Origin of the sequence: Shewanella sp. NFH-SH190041 (assembly GCF_024363255.1) — a bacterium.
In the GTDB taxonomy this organism is placed as follows: Bacteria; Pseudomonadota; Gammaproteobacteria; order Enterobacterales; family Shewanellaceae; genus Shewanella.
Genome location: NZ_AP026070.1, coordinates 1,008,717 through 1,024,724, shown reverse-complemented (window position 1 = coordinate 1,024,724; position 16,008 = coordinate 1,008,717). Strand labels below are relative to the sequence as shown.

The window sequence follows — 16,008 nt, the reverse complement described above, 5'->3', positions numbered from 1 at the left end:
GTGTAAAATCCCGCCCTTATGTCAAAGGATAACAAGGTCAAAAACAGCCGATGAGTCAGGCCATTTTCTATCTGCTCCAACGCGATGCAGTGCTAAACGCTACAGAAAAGGTTCAATTGACGGCCTGCCAAATGGCCCGCTTGCATTATGCCGACGGTGCTCAGGTATATATCCACTGCAATGACAAAACCCAGGCTTACGCCATTGATGAGCAATTATGGCAGTTTGAAGCGGACAGCTTTGTGCCCCATAACCTCAAAGGCGAGGGCCCGTCTACCGGCGCACCGGTTGAGATTGGGTTTGATAATCTTGGCCCGAATAAATTGCGTCAAGTACTGATTAATCTTGCAGACCAAAGCCCGTCATTTGCGGTAAACTTTGACCACATTATCGATTTCGTTGCCAGTGATGATGACCTGAAGGCCATCGCCCGACACCGCTACAAGCAATACCGGGCGCTTGGGATCCCTCTCAGCACCCAGGATTTGGCAACAGAGCCTCTTAAATCAGTTTGAGAAACGTAATTTCCCATGGAAAAAACATACAATCCCCAGTCTATTGAACAGGCGCTCTACCAAGTTTGGGAAGAGAAAGGCTATTTCAAGCCAAGCGGTGACCAGAGTAACGGCAATTACTGCATTATGATCCCGCCACCGAACGTAACCGGCAGTCTGCACATGGGCCACGCGTTCCAGGATACCATTATGGATACCCTGATCCGCTACCAACGCATGAAAGGCAAAAACACCCTGTGGCAGGTTGGTACTGACCACGCGGGTATTGCTACCCAGATGCTGGTTGAGCGCAAACTGGAAGCCGAAGAAGGCAAAGGCCGGCATGATCTGGGCCGCGATGCCTTTATGGATAAAGTGTGGGAGTGGAAAGAACAGTCCGGCGGTACCATCACCCGTCAGATGCGCCGTCTGGGTGCATCTGTCGATTGGGATCGTGAACGCTTCACCATGGATGCGGGTCTGTCCAAAGCGGTACAAGAAGTTTTCGTTCGTCTGTACGAAGATGACCTGATCTACCGCGGCAAGCGCTTGGTGAACTGGGATCCAAAGCTGCACACCGCAATTTCCGATCTGGAAGTGGAAAACAAAGAAAAACAGGGCCATATGTGGCATTTCCGTTATCCACTGGCTGACGGCGCCCTGACTGCTGACGGTAAAGATTACCTGATTGTTGCCACCACCCGTCCAGAAACCATGCTGGGTGACAGCGCAGTAGCGGTTCATCCTGATGATGAGCGCTACCAGTCACTGATCGGTAAAGAGATCATTCTGCCTATCGTTAACCGCCGTATTCCAGTAGTGGCTGACGATTATGTTGATATGGCGTTCGGTACCGGCTGTGTGAAAATCACCCCAGCCCACGACTTTAACGACTATGAAGTGGGTAAGCGCCACGCGCTGCCAATGTTCAACATTCTGACTCAGGATGCCGCCATCCGCACTGTGGCTGAAGTGGTTAACACTGATGGCACCTTGAACAGTGAACTGGATGCCAGCCTGCCTGAGCGTTATGCCGGCATGGACAGATTCAAAGCCCGCGATGCTGTGGTTACTGAATTTGACACCCTGGGTCTGCTGGAAAAAATTGAGCCACACAGCCTGAAAGTCCCTTACGGTGACCGCTCTGGCGTGGTGATTGAACCACTGCTGACTGATCAGTGGTATGTGTCCGTTAAGCCACTGGCCAAAACCGCCATTGAAGCCGTTGAAAACGGTGATATCAAGTTTGTACCTCAGCAATACGAAAACATGTACTTCTCTTGGATGCGCGATATCCAGGACTGGTGTATTTCCCGTCAGCTGTGGTGGGGTCACCGTATCCCAGCTTGGTATGACGAAACCGGCAAGGTGTATGTTGGCCGTGATGAAGCTGAAGTACGTAGCAAGCACAAGCTTGGCAACGATGTAACCCTGCGTCAGGATGATGACGTTCTGGATACCTGGTTCTCTTCTGCACTGTGGACCTTCTCTACTCTGGGCTGGCCAGAAAACACTGAAGAGCTGAAAACCTTCCATCCTACCGATGTGCTGGTGACCGGCTTTGACATCATTTTCTTCTGGGTTGCCCGGATGATCATGATGACCATGCACTTCATCAAAGATGATGACGGCAAGCCACAGGTACCATTCAAAACGGTTTATGTGACTGGTCTTATCCGTGACGAACAGGGCAATAAGATGTCCAAGTCCAAGGGTAACGTACTGGATCCACTGGATATGATTGACGGTATTGATCTTGAGTCCCTGGTGACCAAGCGCACCGGCAACATGATGCAGCCTCAACTGGCCGCTAAGATTGAAAAGAGCACCCGCAAAGAATTTGCCGAGGGCATTGAAGCTCACGGTACCGATGCACTGCGCTTTACGCTGGCAGCCATGGCCTCTACCGGTCGTGATATCAACTGGGATATGAAGCGTCTGGACGGTTACCGTAGCTTCTGTAACAAACTGTGGAATGCATCCCGCTATGTGTTGATGAACACTGAAGAGCAGGACTGTGGCCCTAATTCTCCAAACGGAAAGTCTGGCGGCGATATGGAGCTGTCACTGGCTGATCGCTGGATTATCGGTCTGTTCAACGAAACCGTGAAAACCTTCGATGAGCATATCTCAGCTTACCGTTTCGATCTGGCCGCCAACACCCTTTATGAGTTCACTTGGAACCAGTTCTGTGACTGGTATCTGGAGCTGACCAAGCCGGTACTGAACAATGGCACTGAAGCTCAGCTGCGTGGCACTCGCCATACACTGGTGACTGTACTGGAACAACTGCTGCGCCTGATGCACCCATTGATGCCATACATCACTGAGACCATCTGGCACCGCGTGAAGCCACTGGCAGGCGTGGAAGGCGAAACTCTGATGCTGATGAGCTTCCCTGAGTTTGATGCCGCCAAGGTTGATGCCGCTGCAATGGAAGATCTGGAGTGGGTGAAAAAAGTGATCGTTGCGGTACGTAATATCCGCGCCGAGTTGAACATTGCCCCATCCAAGCCTCTGTCTGCCCTGCTGCGTAATGTCAGCACTGAAGACAAGGCACGCATTGAAGCCAACCAAGCCTTCTTCCAGACACTGGCCAAACTTGAATCCATGACCATTTTGGCTGACGGTGAAACTGCACCTATGTCCACCACCCAGCTGGTTGGTGAAATGGAGCTGCTGATCCCAATGGCAGGTCTGATTGACGTTGCCGCTGAAATGGCCCGTATCGACAAACAGCTGGAAAAACTGGCTCAAGATGCCAAGCGCATTGAAGGCAAGCTGTCTAATGAAGGGTTTGTTGCCAAAGCCCCTGCTGCGGTAATCGAAAAAGAGCGTGCCAAACTGGCCGACTTTACCCGCGATATGGATAAGCTAAACGAACAAAAGGCAGAACTGGCTAAACTGGAAGCCTAATCAGCTTGTTTAGCGGTAGCGATACCGCCATCTGATAAATAAGGGTTGCCGTAAGGCAGCCCTTTTTATTTCCCACCCAATACCGTGGGTTGCAAGGGTTATTCTATCTATCCATCACTACCTATGCTTCTTGCTATTCATCCCCAAGCTTATCACTAACTCGCGCACAACTAATTCACCCATAACTTGCCCATCATTAGCACCGACCTCAGTGCAAGCCACAAGTGCCATACACAGATGCCAGTTAATGCCAACAGCATGCCCCCGAATCACACTCAGTCTTCAATGGCCTCTTACCAATGGGGTAATCAATTCCGGCGCTAAAACGAAAACCTAATATGAGCACAAGATGGTCAGATAGCTGGACAAAAGTTAATTTTGTGAATTGATTTAGCCCTAACACCCACAAAAACGTGACAAATATCACTGCAAGCATCAAAGTGAAATGCGGTAAATCACCTATCAAACACATAAGATTGATTAAAATAAATACCGCCTAGCATGATATTTCAACATTCGCCATGACAATGAACCATTTTTAATCAAATTAACGCCTTATACAGCATTATTGACGTGACATAATTCACATTTAGGGGCAGTATTAACGCTATAGAAAGTTAGCAGCAAGGCGGAGTAACCGCAGTATGACAACACATAAACCCCGGATTGTAATTGTTGGCGGTGGCGCAGGTGGTCTGGAACTGGCAGCGCAGCTTGGTAATAAATTGGGCAAAAAAGGCAAAGCTGAAATTGTCTTGGTCGATAAGTCCCGCAGCCATATCTGGAAACCCCTGTTACATGAAGTTGCCACTGGCTCACTAGACTGTGATCTCGATGGTGTTGTCTACTCCGCCCATGCCATGAAACACGGCTATCAATTTGTATTAGGTGAGTTTTGTGATTTAGATGCTGAGGCTCATACCATCACCCTGGCACCCCGTTATGATATCGAAGGTCGCCTGCTAAGTGCTGAGCAGAAGCTGGGGTATGACCGTTTGGTACTGGCTGTCGGCGCGGTGACCAACGACTTTGGTACCCCAGGGGTAAAAGAGTTCTGCCACTTCTTGGATACCCACCCACAAGCACAAGAGTTTCATCTGGAACTACTCGATAATTTCACCCGTCTGCACCAATCTGATGAAAAAGATAGTCTGCATATTGCGATTGTCGGCGCAGGGGCAACCGGTGTGGAACTGTCAGCAGAGCTTTACCATGTCGCTGAGCTGCTTAAAGGCTATGGTCTGGGTAAAATGACCAGTGACAAACTGAAAATTGCCCTGATTGAAGCCGGCCCAAGGATCTTGCCTGCCCTGCCTGAAAAACTCGCCGCATCAGCTAGACGGGAATTGAGTCTGCTGGGTGTCGATGTGATGGAAAATACCCGTATCAACCAAGCTACCGCAGAAGGGTTTATCACCAGTGATGGTAAAGAAATTAAAGCGGATATGATGCTATGGGCCGCTGGGGTGAAAGCACCGGATTACCTCAAACATATCAAAGGCATTGAACTGAACCGCGCTAATCAGGTTATTGTCGACGCCCAGTTACGTTGCAAAGATCAACCCGACATTTATGTATTGGGCGACTGTTGTGGCTTCTTACAAGAAGACGGCAGCTGGGTACCTCCCCGTGCTCAAGCAGCTCACCAAATGGCGAATCTACTTGGGCGTAACCTGCCAGCTGATTTAGCCGGAAAACCGCTAACAGCCTACCGTTACCATGATAAAGGCTCTCTGGTTAACCTGTCCCGTTACAGCACCTTAGGTAGCCTGATGGGAAATCTGAGCAAAAACAGCATGTTTATTGAAGGTAAGATCGCCCGCCTGATGTATATCTCCCTCTACCGGATGCATCAGATGGCCATTCATGGCCTGGGTCGCACCGTTGCGCTCTTTATTGCCGAGCGACTGCTGAAAGTGGTTAGACCGAGAATGAAACTGCATTAATACCTCCATCAGCAGAGCTGTTTAATCTGACTTGCCGCCTTTGGTGAAACTCAGAGGCACCAGGTAAAAAATGTGATCCACAGCACCTATTTAGGTGCTGTGTTATATCTGGAATATATTGATCTATAACAATAAATATGCAGATTACTTTTCTGTTAATTCACACATTTTCACAACAAACTTTTCCTAACTGTTTGTTCAGGTAAAAATATAATTGTTTTACCTTTGTTTTATCGGTTTTCTCTATCGCTAGATGCGATTTTTCCCCTTTGAATCCCCCCTAACAAGTCCGTATTGTCCGCCGCCATAAACCGCAGTACAAAACTGCAGCAAAAAATAGGGGGATATGTGAACAAGAAAAAAGTCGCACTCTCGGTCGCAGCTATCATGGTCGCAGGGTATTTAGGCACTGTGGCGCTGGTTGATAATTTCGATCGCGATCTGCACGCCGAACAGATGCCGCAACAATTCAACGGTTCAACACTGGCTAAACAGGCTTACCGGGTAATGACAGACAATGGCTGTCAGTATTGTCACAGTGCTGGTACGCCAATGCCTTTTTATGCCGCGGTCCCCGGGGTACATCAGCTAATGGAGCTGGATGTTAAACTGGGTCTGAAGCACTTTGATTTAAAACCAGTATTGGCTGATATGGCCGATAATCAACCCGTTTCTATCACCGCATTGGCAAAACTGCAGGCAGTGATTAGCGATGGTTCCATGCCGCCACACCGTTTTACCGCTCTGCACTGGCGCTCTAGCCTGTCTGATCAGGAACAGCAGATCATGCAAAGTTGGATTAAACAAAGCCGCGAGCAGCATTACCCAAACCCTGCCGCCGCTCCAGCTCACAGAAATGAGTTTGTACAGCCAATCCAGACGGTATTTCACGTCAATCCGGCTAAAGCCAAGTTGGGCGAAGTCCTCTATCACGACACCCGACTGTCAGGTGACAACACCGTAGCTTGTTCGACCTGTCACGGGCTGAACACCGGCGGGGTTGATCACTTGGTCACCTCTACCGGTATCCACGGTCACAAAGGGCCAATTAACGCCCCAACCGTATACAACGCAGTATTTAATATTCATCAGTTCTGGGATGGACGTGCTGCCGATCTGCAAGCCCAGGCCGGTGGCCCACCGATGAACCCCAAAGAAATGGGCAGTGATAACTGGCAGCAGATTATAGATAAACTGCAGTCAGACCGGACTATGGTCAATGCGTTTGCCCATATCTACCCGGACGGCATTACCGCCAACAATATTACTGACGCCATTGCTGAGTTTGAAAAGACCCTGACCACCCCTAATAGCCGATTTGACCTGTATTTGAAAGGGGATGATAGTGCCATGACTGCGCAGGAAAAACACGGATTTGCTCTGTTTAAAGAGTACCACTGTGATACCTGCCACAGTGGTCAGGCAATGGGTGGGCAATCCTTTGAAATCATGGGGGTTGACGGTGACTATTTTGCTACCCGTACTGAACTAACCCAAGTGGATAACGGCCGTTTCAATGTGTCAGGTAACGCTGCAGATATGCACAGATTCAAAGTGCCAACACTGCGTAACGTTGCACTGACTGAGCCATATTTCCACGATGCCAGTGCCAAAACCCTAGATCAAGCCGTCGTACAGATGGGAAAATACCAGTCAGGCGTCAACCTGACACCAACCGAGGTGGCTGATATCACCGCTTTCCTGAAAACCTTAACCGGCCAATATCAGGGTAAACAGCTATAAATCAACTAAGCCAGACTGATCTGTATCAGTCTGGCTGAAATCATCACCATCCATCAGGGTCTGACAGTTATCACATTTAGAAAGAGTTGTATGGGCTTTTCTAGGGCGTGTTGACGTTTCGAGGATGATTTTTGAGCAACATGCAGAGGGGTTATAATCTCTTTCGCCAAAAACAAACCACAACCCCAAAGCATGCCGAGAACAATATTAACTGACATAAGATGGGAACTGCTACTACAGATAATGAAAAGTACTGGTCGTATCTACAATAAATCTGAACATAGAATGACCTTTGAAGGGATACTTTTCCGTATGAGAACGGGGATCCCTTGGCGAGATTTACCTCCGGGATTTGGTGAATGGAGCTCAGTATATAGACGATTTAACCTTTGGTCTAAAAAAGGTATTTTAAATCATCTTTTCAGTCAGTTAGCAAAAATGGCAGACTTCGAATGGGTGTTCCTCGATGGCTCAATTATTCGTGCACATCAGCACAGCACAGGCGCTGCTACAAATTTCTCTGAGCAAATAGGTAAAAGCAGAGGTGGGAATACAACAAAAATCCACTTAGCTGTCGATAGCGGAGGTTTGCCCATTTGTTTTGATTTATCAGAAGGTCAGCGAAATGACATTGTTCTTGCAGAAAGTCTCGTAGAACAACTGGGGGAGATAGATACTATTGTATGCGATAAAGGATATGACAGTGAATCTTTCCGCGTTTTTGTTCAACGCAAAGGAGGAAAAACTGTGATAGCTAGGCGTAATTACGGGCAAGATATTGGTAAGGATACAATGGATTGGTGCTTATATAGGTATCGTCATTTGGTGGAAAATGCCTTTGCTAGGATTAAGCATTATCGTGCTATTTCAAGCCGTTATGATAAGTTGGAACGGAATTATGCCAGTATGGTATCGCTGGCATTCATGCTTATGTGGCTACCGATGTATTGCTGAGTGAGAAATGAACAGCAAACGTCAACAGACCCTAGCAATTAAATCCCTTTCATCTTTGATCTCTATCGCAAAAGTGGCGTTACACTAGAAAAAAATACGCCGTTTGGATGCGACTATGAAACTGATCCCTCTTGCCGGTATGACACTGGCTGCCTCGTTATTACTCAGCGCCTGTCAATCAGCCCCTCAGGCAACTGCCAGCGCACCTGTAGCGCCGCTGCCACAAGTATCCACCACAGCCAATGCCCAACCCACCTACCCGGATATGAGCACCTATGGCCAAGCCATGGGCTGTAAAGCCGCATTTCAGAATCAGGGAACGCCCGAAACAGGTTGGGTGGATGCGCCTAAAGTCCCCGGCAGTAAAACCGACTATCTCAATGGCTGGCAACAAGGCTTTGCCAAATGTCGCATTGGCTTAGGGCCAGTGCAATTACCAGTGCAAAAATAATCTGATTTTTCCCCGGCCATCCTGTGTGGCCTTGTTTTTTTATCACATGATATTCAGAGAGGAGCCATGAAAAAACTCACAACATTAGCAGCAGCCCTGCTGCTGACGGTACCCGCCTTTGCTAGTCAAGCGATGACACTAAATAGCAATACAGTTACCAATGGTAAAACATTTGAAAATCAACAGATTTTTAACCAATGGGGTTGTACCGGCCAAAACGTCTCACCGGAACTGAAATGGAGTGATGTACCACAAGGCACCAAGAGTTTCGCCCTGACCATGTATGATCCTGATGCACCAACCGGCAGCGGATGGTGGCACTGGGTTGTGGTGAATATTCCAGCCAATGCCCGTCATTTAGCAGCCAATGCCGGGGTGACTGGGGGTAAAAACTTGCCTAAAGGTGCATCCATGGTCACCAATGACTTTGGCTTTAAAGGCTTCGGCGGTGCCTGCCCACCACCACATGCTCAACCACACCAATATAAAATCACCCTGTATGCACTCAATACTGCTGATATAAAATTACCTGCCAACGCCTCTCCAGCACTGGCTGGCTATAATATTCTGCAACATGTGATAGCCAAAGCGGATCTCACCGCACCGACTAACGCTCGCTAAGCTTAGCCTCTGGTTTGCAGCAGCCACAATGGTTGCTGCAAACATAATAATCACAAACAAAACAAACTGTTACATCCACTTGACCCGCATCACACAAACCACTCGTTACGCGCAAAATTAATTCGACAAAAATACCTCTTAATAGTTAACTATGTCACAGATCTCCGGTATACAGGACATCTCACTAACTTTTCTCCCTATACAGTAAAACCTTCCAGCTGTGGAATAGGATTAAGCAGCGATGATAAAAAAACACTTCGAATTAATAGATAAACCAACTTTTTTTGGCGCCTTGGGATTATTATTTGCAGTCGTTATTCCCTTAGCATTATTCCCAGCAGAGGGAGCAGACTGGATTGCTGTTGCTAAAGCCTTTATGACGGATAAATTAGGTTTTGCCTATCTTGCCTTGGGGCTCAGTGCATTTTTCTTTATGATTTATATTGTCTTTTCTGATATCGGCCAGATTAAACTGGGCGATGCTGATGAAAAGCCAGAGTTTGCCACCGCCTCTTGGGCAGCCATGCTGTTTTGTGGTGGCATTGGTGCCAGTATCCTCTACTGGGGCTGTATTGAATGGGCCTACTACTATATGAGTCCCCCCTTCCAGTTAGCGCCCGGCAGTGAAGAGGCGGTACGTTGGGCCGCCACTTACGGGATTTTCCACTGGGGGCCTATCGCTTGGTCAATTTATCTGATCCCGGCGCTGCCGATTGCTTACTTCTTCTATGTCCGTAAACAGCCGGTACTGAAAGTCTCTGCCGCGTTAATGCCGGTTATCGGTGAAGCTCGCAGCCATGGCAAAACCGGTAAAGTTATCGATGTACTGTTTATTTTCGGTCTGCTTGGCGGGGCCGCTACCACACTGGGGCTAGCTGCGCCGCTGATCAATGAAGGCATCAGCTACCTGTTCGGTATTCCTTCCACCACCACCACTCAGATCGGCGTATTGATGATCTGTACCGCGCTATTTGCCTACTCATCCTATAAAGGCATGGATGAAGGCATTAAGGTACTGTCCAATATTAACTTCTGGAGTGCACTGGCCCTGCTGGCCTTTATCCTCTGCGTCGGGCCCACCATCTTTATGTTAGAAACTGGCTTAGACTCCATCGGCCGCATGCTATCCAACTTCTTTGTTATGGCCACTTGGGCAGAACCCTTTGGTGGTTATGGCACCTTTGCTGATACCCACTTCCCTCAGGACTGGACCATCTTTTACTGGGCTTGGTGGCTGGTATTTGCCCCTAGCATGGGGCTATTTGTCGCCAGAATTTCTCGCGGCCGCACCATTAAGCAAATGGTTACCGGCTCGATTTTCTTCGGCTCACTGGGCTGCGCCCTCTACTTTATGATCCTTGGTAACTATGGTTTGTCACTGCAATTATCCGGTCAGCTGGATGTGGTCGGCATTCTGGCCGATAAAGGCCCTACTACCGCGATTTTTGCCATCCTAGAGCAACTCCCCTTTAGTTATGCCGTTATCGCCGTATTTACCATGTTATGCGTGATCTTTACCGCCACCACCTTTGACTCCATTTCTTATATTCTGGCGTCAGTGGTGCAAAACAATGTTACAGAAGATCCGCTGCGGTGGAACCGGCTGTTCTGGGCGTTTGCCCTGTCCTTTATGCCTTCAGTGCTGATGTTTATGGGGGGACTGGCTACCTTGCAGACAGCCGCGATTGTCGGTGGTTTACCCCTACTGGTGATTGCCGTAATGCTGATGATTTCCGGGGTCAAAGCCGCTAACCTCGACCTGACCCATCAGGAAGGTTATATCGACCCTGTGATCAATATTGAAGACTTGCCAGAAGTGGACCCTTGGAGCCGAGAAGGCACAGCGTTAGCAAAATTTGAACAGCGCCGTGACACCGCCATCGAAGCGGCAGAAGCAGAGCGAGAAGCCCTTAACGCTATCTGGGCGCTGAAAAAACAAATTCGTAAAGAAGCACTGTCGCGGGGTGAATCTGGGATTGAACTGGGTGATGCGCCAGATGACATGATTGAGGAACTGCAACGTCTGACCGCCGAAGCCATTGCCGCCAAAGAACGTAAACTGGCCGCCTCTGAACAAGCGCAGGAAGCCCGTTATCTGTTTAACGATTTAATGCGGGAAAAAGAGGCTGATGCTGACAACGACGCACTTGTTATCAATGACAATCAGGTAAAACCTTCCTGATAGATTCCGTCAATATCCATACGCCCGGCAGCGCCTATAACAGCCCTGCCGGGCATCGTACTTTCATGATTTCCCGATTATTTCAGTCCCATCCCGTCAGTCAGCCAAACGCCTGATCAAGGTCAAAATCTAACCATGGTCGTTTTGGTTTTTCATGCCCAAACGGTTACAGTGCATACGCCGATTGCACCACTGCAGTTGGCATCCCGGAAAAATAACAACAACAAAGGACGGTTATGACAAAGCAAAATCCCGGTGCAGAAAATGATCTGCGCGAAGTAAAACAGTTGGGGATGTGGGCCTCCATCGCCAGTTTTAGTTATGTCTTCTGGCTGGTTGGCGGCATGGAACTGGTTGAGCGTATCGCCTATTACGGTGTTAAAGCCAGTGCCGGACTCTATGCCAAAGCGCCCGAGTCCGCTGGCGGCTTAGGCATCACCCTGTCCGATTACGGCATTATTATTTCTTGCTGGGCAATTCTACAAACATTTGTGCCTGTTTTTACCGGCGGCATCTCAGATCGAGTCGGTTATAAAGAAACCATTTTTGCCTCCACCATTATCAAAATTGCCGGTTATCTGTGTATGGCCTTTTTCCCCAGTTTCTGGGGCTTTTTCTGGGGAGCCATGTTACTGGCAACCGGCACAGGTATCTTTAAACCCGGTATTCAGGGCACTTTAGTGCTGGCAACAAGGCGGGATAACTCATCCATGGCCTGGGGGATATTCTATCAGGTGGTCAATATCGGCGGCTTTCTCGGTCCGTTGGTTGCAGTACATATGCGTCAGTTGTCATGGGACAATGTGTTTTATGCCTGCGCTGCAATTATTTCCTTCAATTTCCTGTTTTTGCTGGCCTACAAAGAGCCGGGCAAAGATGAGCGCTTAGCCCGTGCGGCAAAAATCAAAGCGGGAGAAATCCAGCAAGATACCCTGTGGAAAGATGCCTGGCATGAACTGAAAAAGCCGATTGTGCTCTATTACATGCTGGTCTTTTCCGGCTTCTGGTTCCTGTTTAATGCGCTGTTTGATGTGTTACCTATCCATATTGCCGAATGGGTCGATACCAGTGTGATTGTCACCAGTTTGTTTGGACCAGAAGGCACCAGCAACGGTATCTTACAGTTCTGGCTCGGGCTGAATAATGACGGCACTAAAGTGATGCCAGAGGGCATGCTGAACCTTAATGCCGGAATGATTATGACCAGTTGTTTTCTGGTTGCGGCGCTAACGGCCAAATACCGCATCACCACCGCGATGTTAGCTGGGTGTCTGCTCAGTATCCTTGCCTTTGTGCTGATCGGTTACACCAATGCCGCCTGGATGATGGTCTTGGCAATTGCCATGTTCTCCCTCGGGGAAATGATGATTTCACCGAAAAAGAATGAGTTTATGGGCAATATCGCCCCGGAGGGGAAAAAAGCCATGTATCTGGGCTTTGTGATGCTGCCCCAGGGCATAGGCTGGGGACTAGAAGGCTATTTTGGCCCTAAGTTATATGAAATTTATGCCTCGAAAGAGAAGTTTTCCCGCCAAATGCTGGAGCAAGAGGGCATGAGCGCCACAGAAGTCGCGGCCATTCCTCAGGGCGAAGCCTTTACGACTTTGGTCAGCTATACCGGGCAAACAGCCCAACAGCTGACTCAAACCCTTTATCAAGCCCATGATATTGGCATGGCTTGGTATATTATCGCCGCGATTGGCACTCTTTCGGCAGTTGGGATCTACCTCTATGGTCGCTGGCTGCTGACTCTGCAGCGCGCAGCACCGGCCTCAACCGCAACGGCATAATTCCCCCTCACCACTGAAATCTTGCCGGGCGGCCAATACTGCCCGGCAGCTATCCTCAACAAGTTGTACTCGCCCTTCATTTTTCACTCATATCGCGCTCAGAGTGCACTCTTGGGCACCAAAGCCACCAGCATAAACTCCAGCAGTCATCTCCACGCTTATCTCTTTATGCGAGTTTTCTGTTACAGCTCCCATTTTCAGGCTACAGATGAACTTGACAGCTGGTTAAACCACCACTGTCTGACGGCAAATATTGCTTGAGATGGATCACAGGAGTAAGGTGTATCCGCCACATCAGTTTGATGTGATTTAGTCGGGGAGCCTTAGGCTGAGACCGTAACTACGGGACCCGTTGAACCTGATCCAGTTAACACTGGCGTAGGGAACTAAGCATCCTGGAGTCCCTCCATCCTGTTTCTCCCTGCGCCCATTTTATGGGAGCACTTTTTTGACTACATCAATTACCTTGACCATTGCTGGCTCAGACAGTGGTGGTGGTGCCGGTATTCAAGCCGATATAAAAGCCATTTCTGCGACAGGGGGTTACGCCTGCTCAGTGATCACGGCACTCACAGCACAAAATACCCGCGGCGTTGATGCCGTAATGCCCGTGCCAGCTGACTTTGTCGGCCGCCAACTTGACAGTATCTTTGGCGATCTAGCTGTTATCGCCGTAAAAATCGGTATGCTGGCGGATAAAGATGTGATCGCAACGGTTGCAGCCAAATTGCACCAATATCAGCCAGCCCATATTGTCCTTGACCCCGTGATGGTAGCCACCAGTGGCGATCACCTATTGGCTGCCGATGCAATTGATTCCCTCAAGCAGCAACTCTTGCCTCTGGCCGATATCATTACCCCTAACCTGCCAGAAGCCGCTGCGATTCTGGGCGGCAATGAACCCAGCACAGACGCGGAGCTGCAAACATTTATCCTTCGCTTACAGCAGTACTGTGGTGATCAGCACTGTGGCCATATACTGCTTAAAGGCGGTCACCTCACCAGCAGTCAGCAAAGCTGTGATTGGCTGATTGGGCCACAGCAGATCCAATGCTTTGAAGCTCAGCGCATCAACACCCGTAATACCCACGGCACCGGCTGCACCCTATCTGCGGCTATCGCGTCTTTCTTGGCCCAAGGGCAAACCATGACGACAGCTGTCGCCAGCGCCAAACACTATCTCACCGGCGCACTTCAAGCTGCTGACAAATTGCAGATTGGTACCGGTCACGGCCCAGTAAATCACTTCTTTCGCCAGGATACCTGCCAATGAGCCGTTCAGAGATTGTTTTTGACCATCTGACACTGCGGTTTCCCGGGCAGGCCACCGCGCTACTGGAAAACTTCAATTTTCAATTGCGTGCAGGCTGCTGGACCACCATCGTCGGGCAAAGTGGCTGTGGTAAAACGACCTTACTGCGCCTGTTGGCTGGCTTACTGGATAGCAGCACAACGGACTCGGCCGCTCATCCAGTTATCAGCGGCAGCCTGCCACAATGCGGCCCGGTCGCCTATATGGCGCAGCAGGATTTACTGCTGCCCTGGCTTAGCGTGCTGGATAATGCCTGTCTTATCAGCCGGTTTCAGCCAAGTGATAAAGCAGCTACTCAGCAGTTATATCTACGCGCCACCGCGCTGTTACAACAAGTTGGCTTAGGCCAAGTGCTCGATGCCAGACCATCTGCGCTCTCCGGCGGAATGCGCCAACGGGTCGCCTTGGTCCGCACTCTGCTGCAAAATCGCGATGTGGTACTGATGGATGAGCCCTTTTCCGCACTGGATGCCGTAACCCGCCACCAGCTGCAGGCATTAGCGGCAACGCTGCTGCGGGGCAAAACCGTACTCTTTATCACCCATGATCCCCAAGAGGCACTGCGCTTAGCAGATGACTTGTATCTGATGGCAGGACGACCGGCAACAATGACGCCCATCACACTGCCGAACACAGCGACACCTCGGCCGCTCGATGCTGCGCTAGCTAACTTGCAACAGCAACTACTCACCCAGTTGGAGCAGGCCCATGACTGACACCTTACGTTACCCGGTTCAAGGGACAAACGCGGCCAAAACCGCTGTGGGAGCCGACAGCAAGCGCCGGAGTAAATTGCCCCTCGCCGCTTTAGGGCGGGCAGTGATCAGTGTGGTTATATTACTGCTGCTATGGCAGGGCATCGTATGGCTGTTCAAACTCCCGGCCTTTATTCTGCCCGGACCGTTAGACGTTGGCCGTCAGTTGCTGCTGCGCGCCGCGGTACTGTGGCACCACACCCAAATCACCGGGTTAGAGATGTTATTCGGGGTCATACTCGGACTGCTGATGGGGCTGGTTTTTGCGCTACAAATGCTACTGTTTAATCCGCTGCGCCGCTGGCTACTGCCGCTATTAATCACCAGTCAGGCCATTCCGGTTTTTGCTATCGCACCACTTTTGATGCTGTGGCTGGGCTATGGCATGACCTCCAAGGTAGTCATGACGGCACTTATCATCTTTTTCCCGGTCACCACCTGTTGCTATGACGGCCTGCGCCAAACCCCCACAGGGTTTGTCGATCTGGCCCGTACTTTAGGCGCCAGTCGCTGGCAGATGTTATGGCATATTCGCCTGCCCGCAGCATTACCAGCACTGGCCTCTGGCGTGCGTATTGCCATGGTTATCGCCCCTATCGGAGCTGTTACAGGTGAATGGGTCGGCTCCAGTGAAGGGCTGGGGTATCTGATGCTCCAAGCCAACGCCAGAATGCAGGTCAGTGAAATGTTTGCCGCACTGGTGATCTTAGCGCTGTGCTCAGTGCTGCTGTACTTCGGCAGTGACTTGTTATTGCGCCGCTTGATCCCTTGGGCGGATAAATAACTGTTCGAGTTACAAAACAAGCTACGCGAGCCGGATAACCGCCTTTGGCCATACTCAATA

12 protein-coding genes and 1 riboswitch are annotated in these 16,008 nt (G+C 49.7%); all 12 genes read left to right on the top strand.

The features are described 5' to 3' along the window. Window positions 1-50: 50 nt before the first annotated feature. The 12 genes from NFHSH190041_RS04555 (at window position 51) to NFHSH190041_RS04500 (ending at window position 15,948) form a co-directional block, all read left to right on the top strand. On the top strand, window positions 51-515 hold the full coding sequence (locus NFHSH190041_RS04555; RefSeq protein ID WP_261924113.1) for a DNA polymerase III subunit chi: 465 nt from the start codon (window positions 51-53) through the stop codon (window positions 513-515). A 15-nt stretch (window positions 516-530) separates the two neighbouring features. After that, on the top strand, window positions 531-3,410 hold the full coding sequence (locus NFHSH190041_RS04550; RefSeq protein ID WP_261924112.1) for a valine--tRNA ligase: 2,880 nt from the start codon (window positions 531-533) through the stop codon (window positions 3,408-3,410). Window positions 3,411-4,054: 644 nt separating this feature from the next. Beyond that, window positions 4,055-5,356 (top strand): NAD(P)/FAD-dependent oxidoreductase, encoded by a 1,302-nt coding sequence (locus NFHSH190041_RS04545; protein ID WP_261924111.1) that lies wholly within the window; start codon window positions 4,055-4,057, stop codon window positions 5,354-5,356. A gap of 348 nt (window positions 5,357-5,704) precedes the next feature. Beyond that, on the top strand, window positions 5,705-7,099 hold the full coding sequence (locus NFHSH190041_RS04540; protein WP_261924110.1) for a cytochrome-c peroxidase: 1,395 nt from the start codon (window positions 5,705-5,707) through the stop codon (window positions 7,097-7,099). 192 nt (window positions 7,100-7,291) lie between these two features. Further along, complete coding sequence (locus tag NFHSH190041_RS04535; RefSeq protein ID WP_261922116.1) at window positions 7,292-8,053, top strand: IS5 family transposase; 762 nt, start codon at window positions 7,292-7,294, stop codon at window positions 8,051-8,053. Window positions 8,054-8,168: 115 nt separating this feature from the next. Then, entirely contained in the window at window positions 8,169-8,504 is a 336-nt protein-coding gene (locus NFHSH190041_RS04530) for a hypothetical protein (RefSeq protein ID WP_261924109.1), read from the top strand. A 66-nt stretch (window positions 8,505-8,570) separates the two neighbouring features. Then, a complete protein-coding gene (locus tag NFHSH190041_RS04525) occupies window positions 8,571-9,125 on the top strand; it encodes a YbhB/YbcL family Raf kinase inhibitor-like protein (RefSeq protein ID WP_261924108.1) in 555 nt (184 codons plus the stop codon). A 244-nt stretch (window positions 9,126-9,369) separates the two neighbouring features. Continuing rightward, window positions 9,370-11,307: a BCCT family transporter gene (locus tag NFHSH190041_RS04520; RefSeq protein WP_261925038.1), complete on the top strand. Its 1,938-nt coding sequence runs from the start codon at window positions 9,370-9,372 to the stop codon at window positions 11,305-11,307. Window positions 11,308-11,543: 236 nt separating this feature from the next. Then, on the top strand, window positions 11,544-13,097 hold the full coding sequence (locus tag NFHSH190041_RS04515) for an MFS transporter (protein WP_261924107.1): 1,554 nt from the start codon (window positions 11,544-11,546) through the stop codon (window positions 13,095-13,097). Window positions 13,098-13,401: 304 nt separating this feature from the next. Beyond that, window positions 13,402-13,499: riboswitch (TPP riboswitch) on the top strand. A gap of 46 nt (window positions 13,500-13,545) precedes the next feature. Continuing rightward, the gene (thiD, locus tag NFHSH190041_RS04510; protein WP_261924106.1) at window positions 13,546-14,370 is read left to right on the top strand and encodes a bifunctional hydroxymethylpyrimidine kinase/phosphomethylpyrimidine kinase; all 825 of its coding nucleotides are present in this window, start codon (window positions 13,546-13,548) and stop codon (window positions 14,368-14,370) included. Then, a complete protein-coding gene (locus tag NFHSH190041_RS04505) occupies window positions 14,367-15,125 on the top strand; it encodes an ABC transporter ATP-binding protein (protein ID WP_261924105.1) in 759 nt (252 codons plus the stop codon). The genes thiD and NFHSH190041_RS04505 overlap by 4 nt, the downstream gene beginning before the upstream one ends. Next, window positions 15,118-15,948, top strand: a complete 831-nt coding sequence (locus NFHSH190041_RS04500) for an ABC transporter permease (protein WP_261924104.1) — start codon at window positions 15,118-15,120, stop codon at window positions 15,946-15,948. Before NFHSH190041_RS04505 ends, NFHSH190041_RS04500 begins: the two co-directional genes overlap by 8 nt. Window positions 15,949-16,008 lie beyond the last annotated feature (60 nt).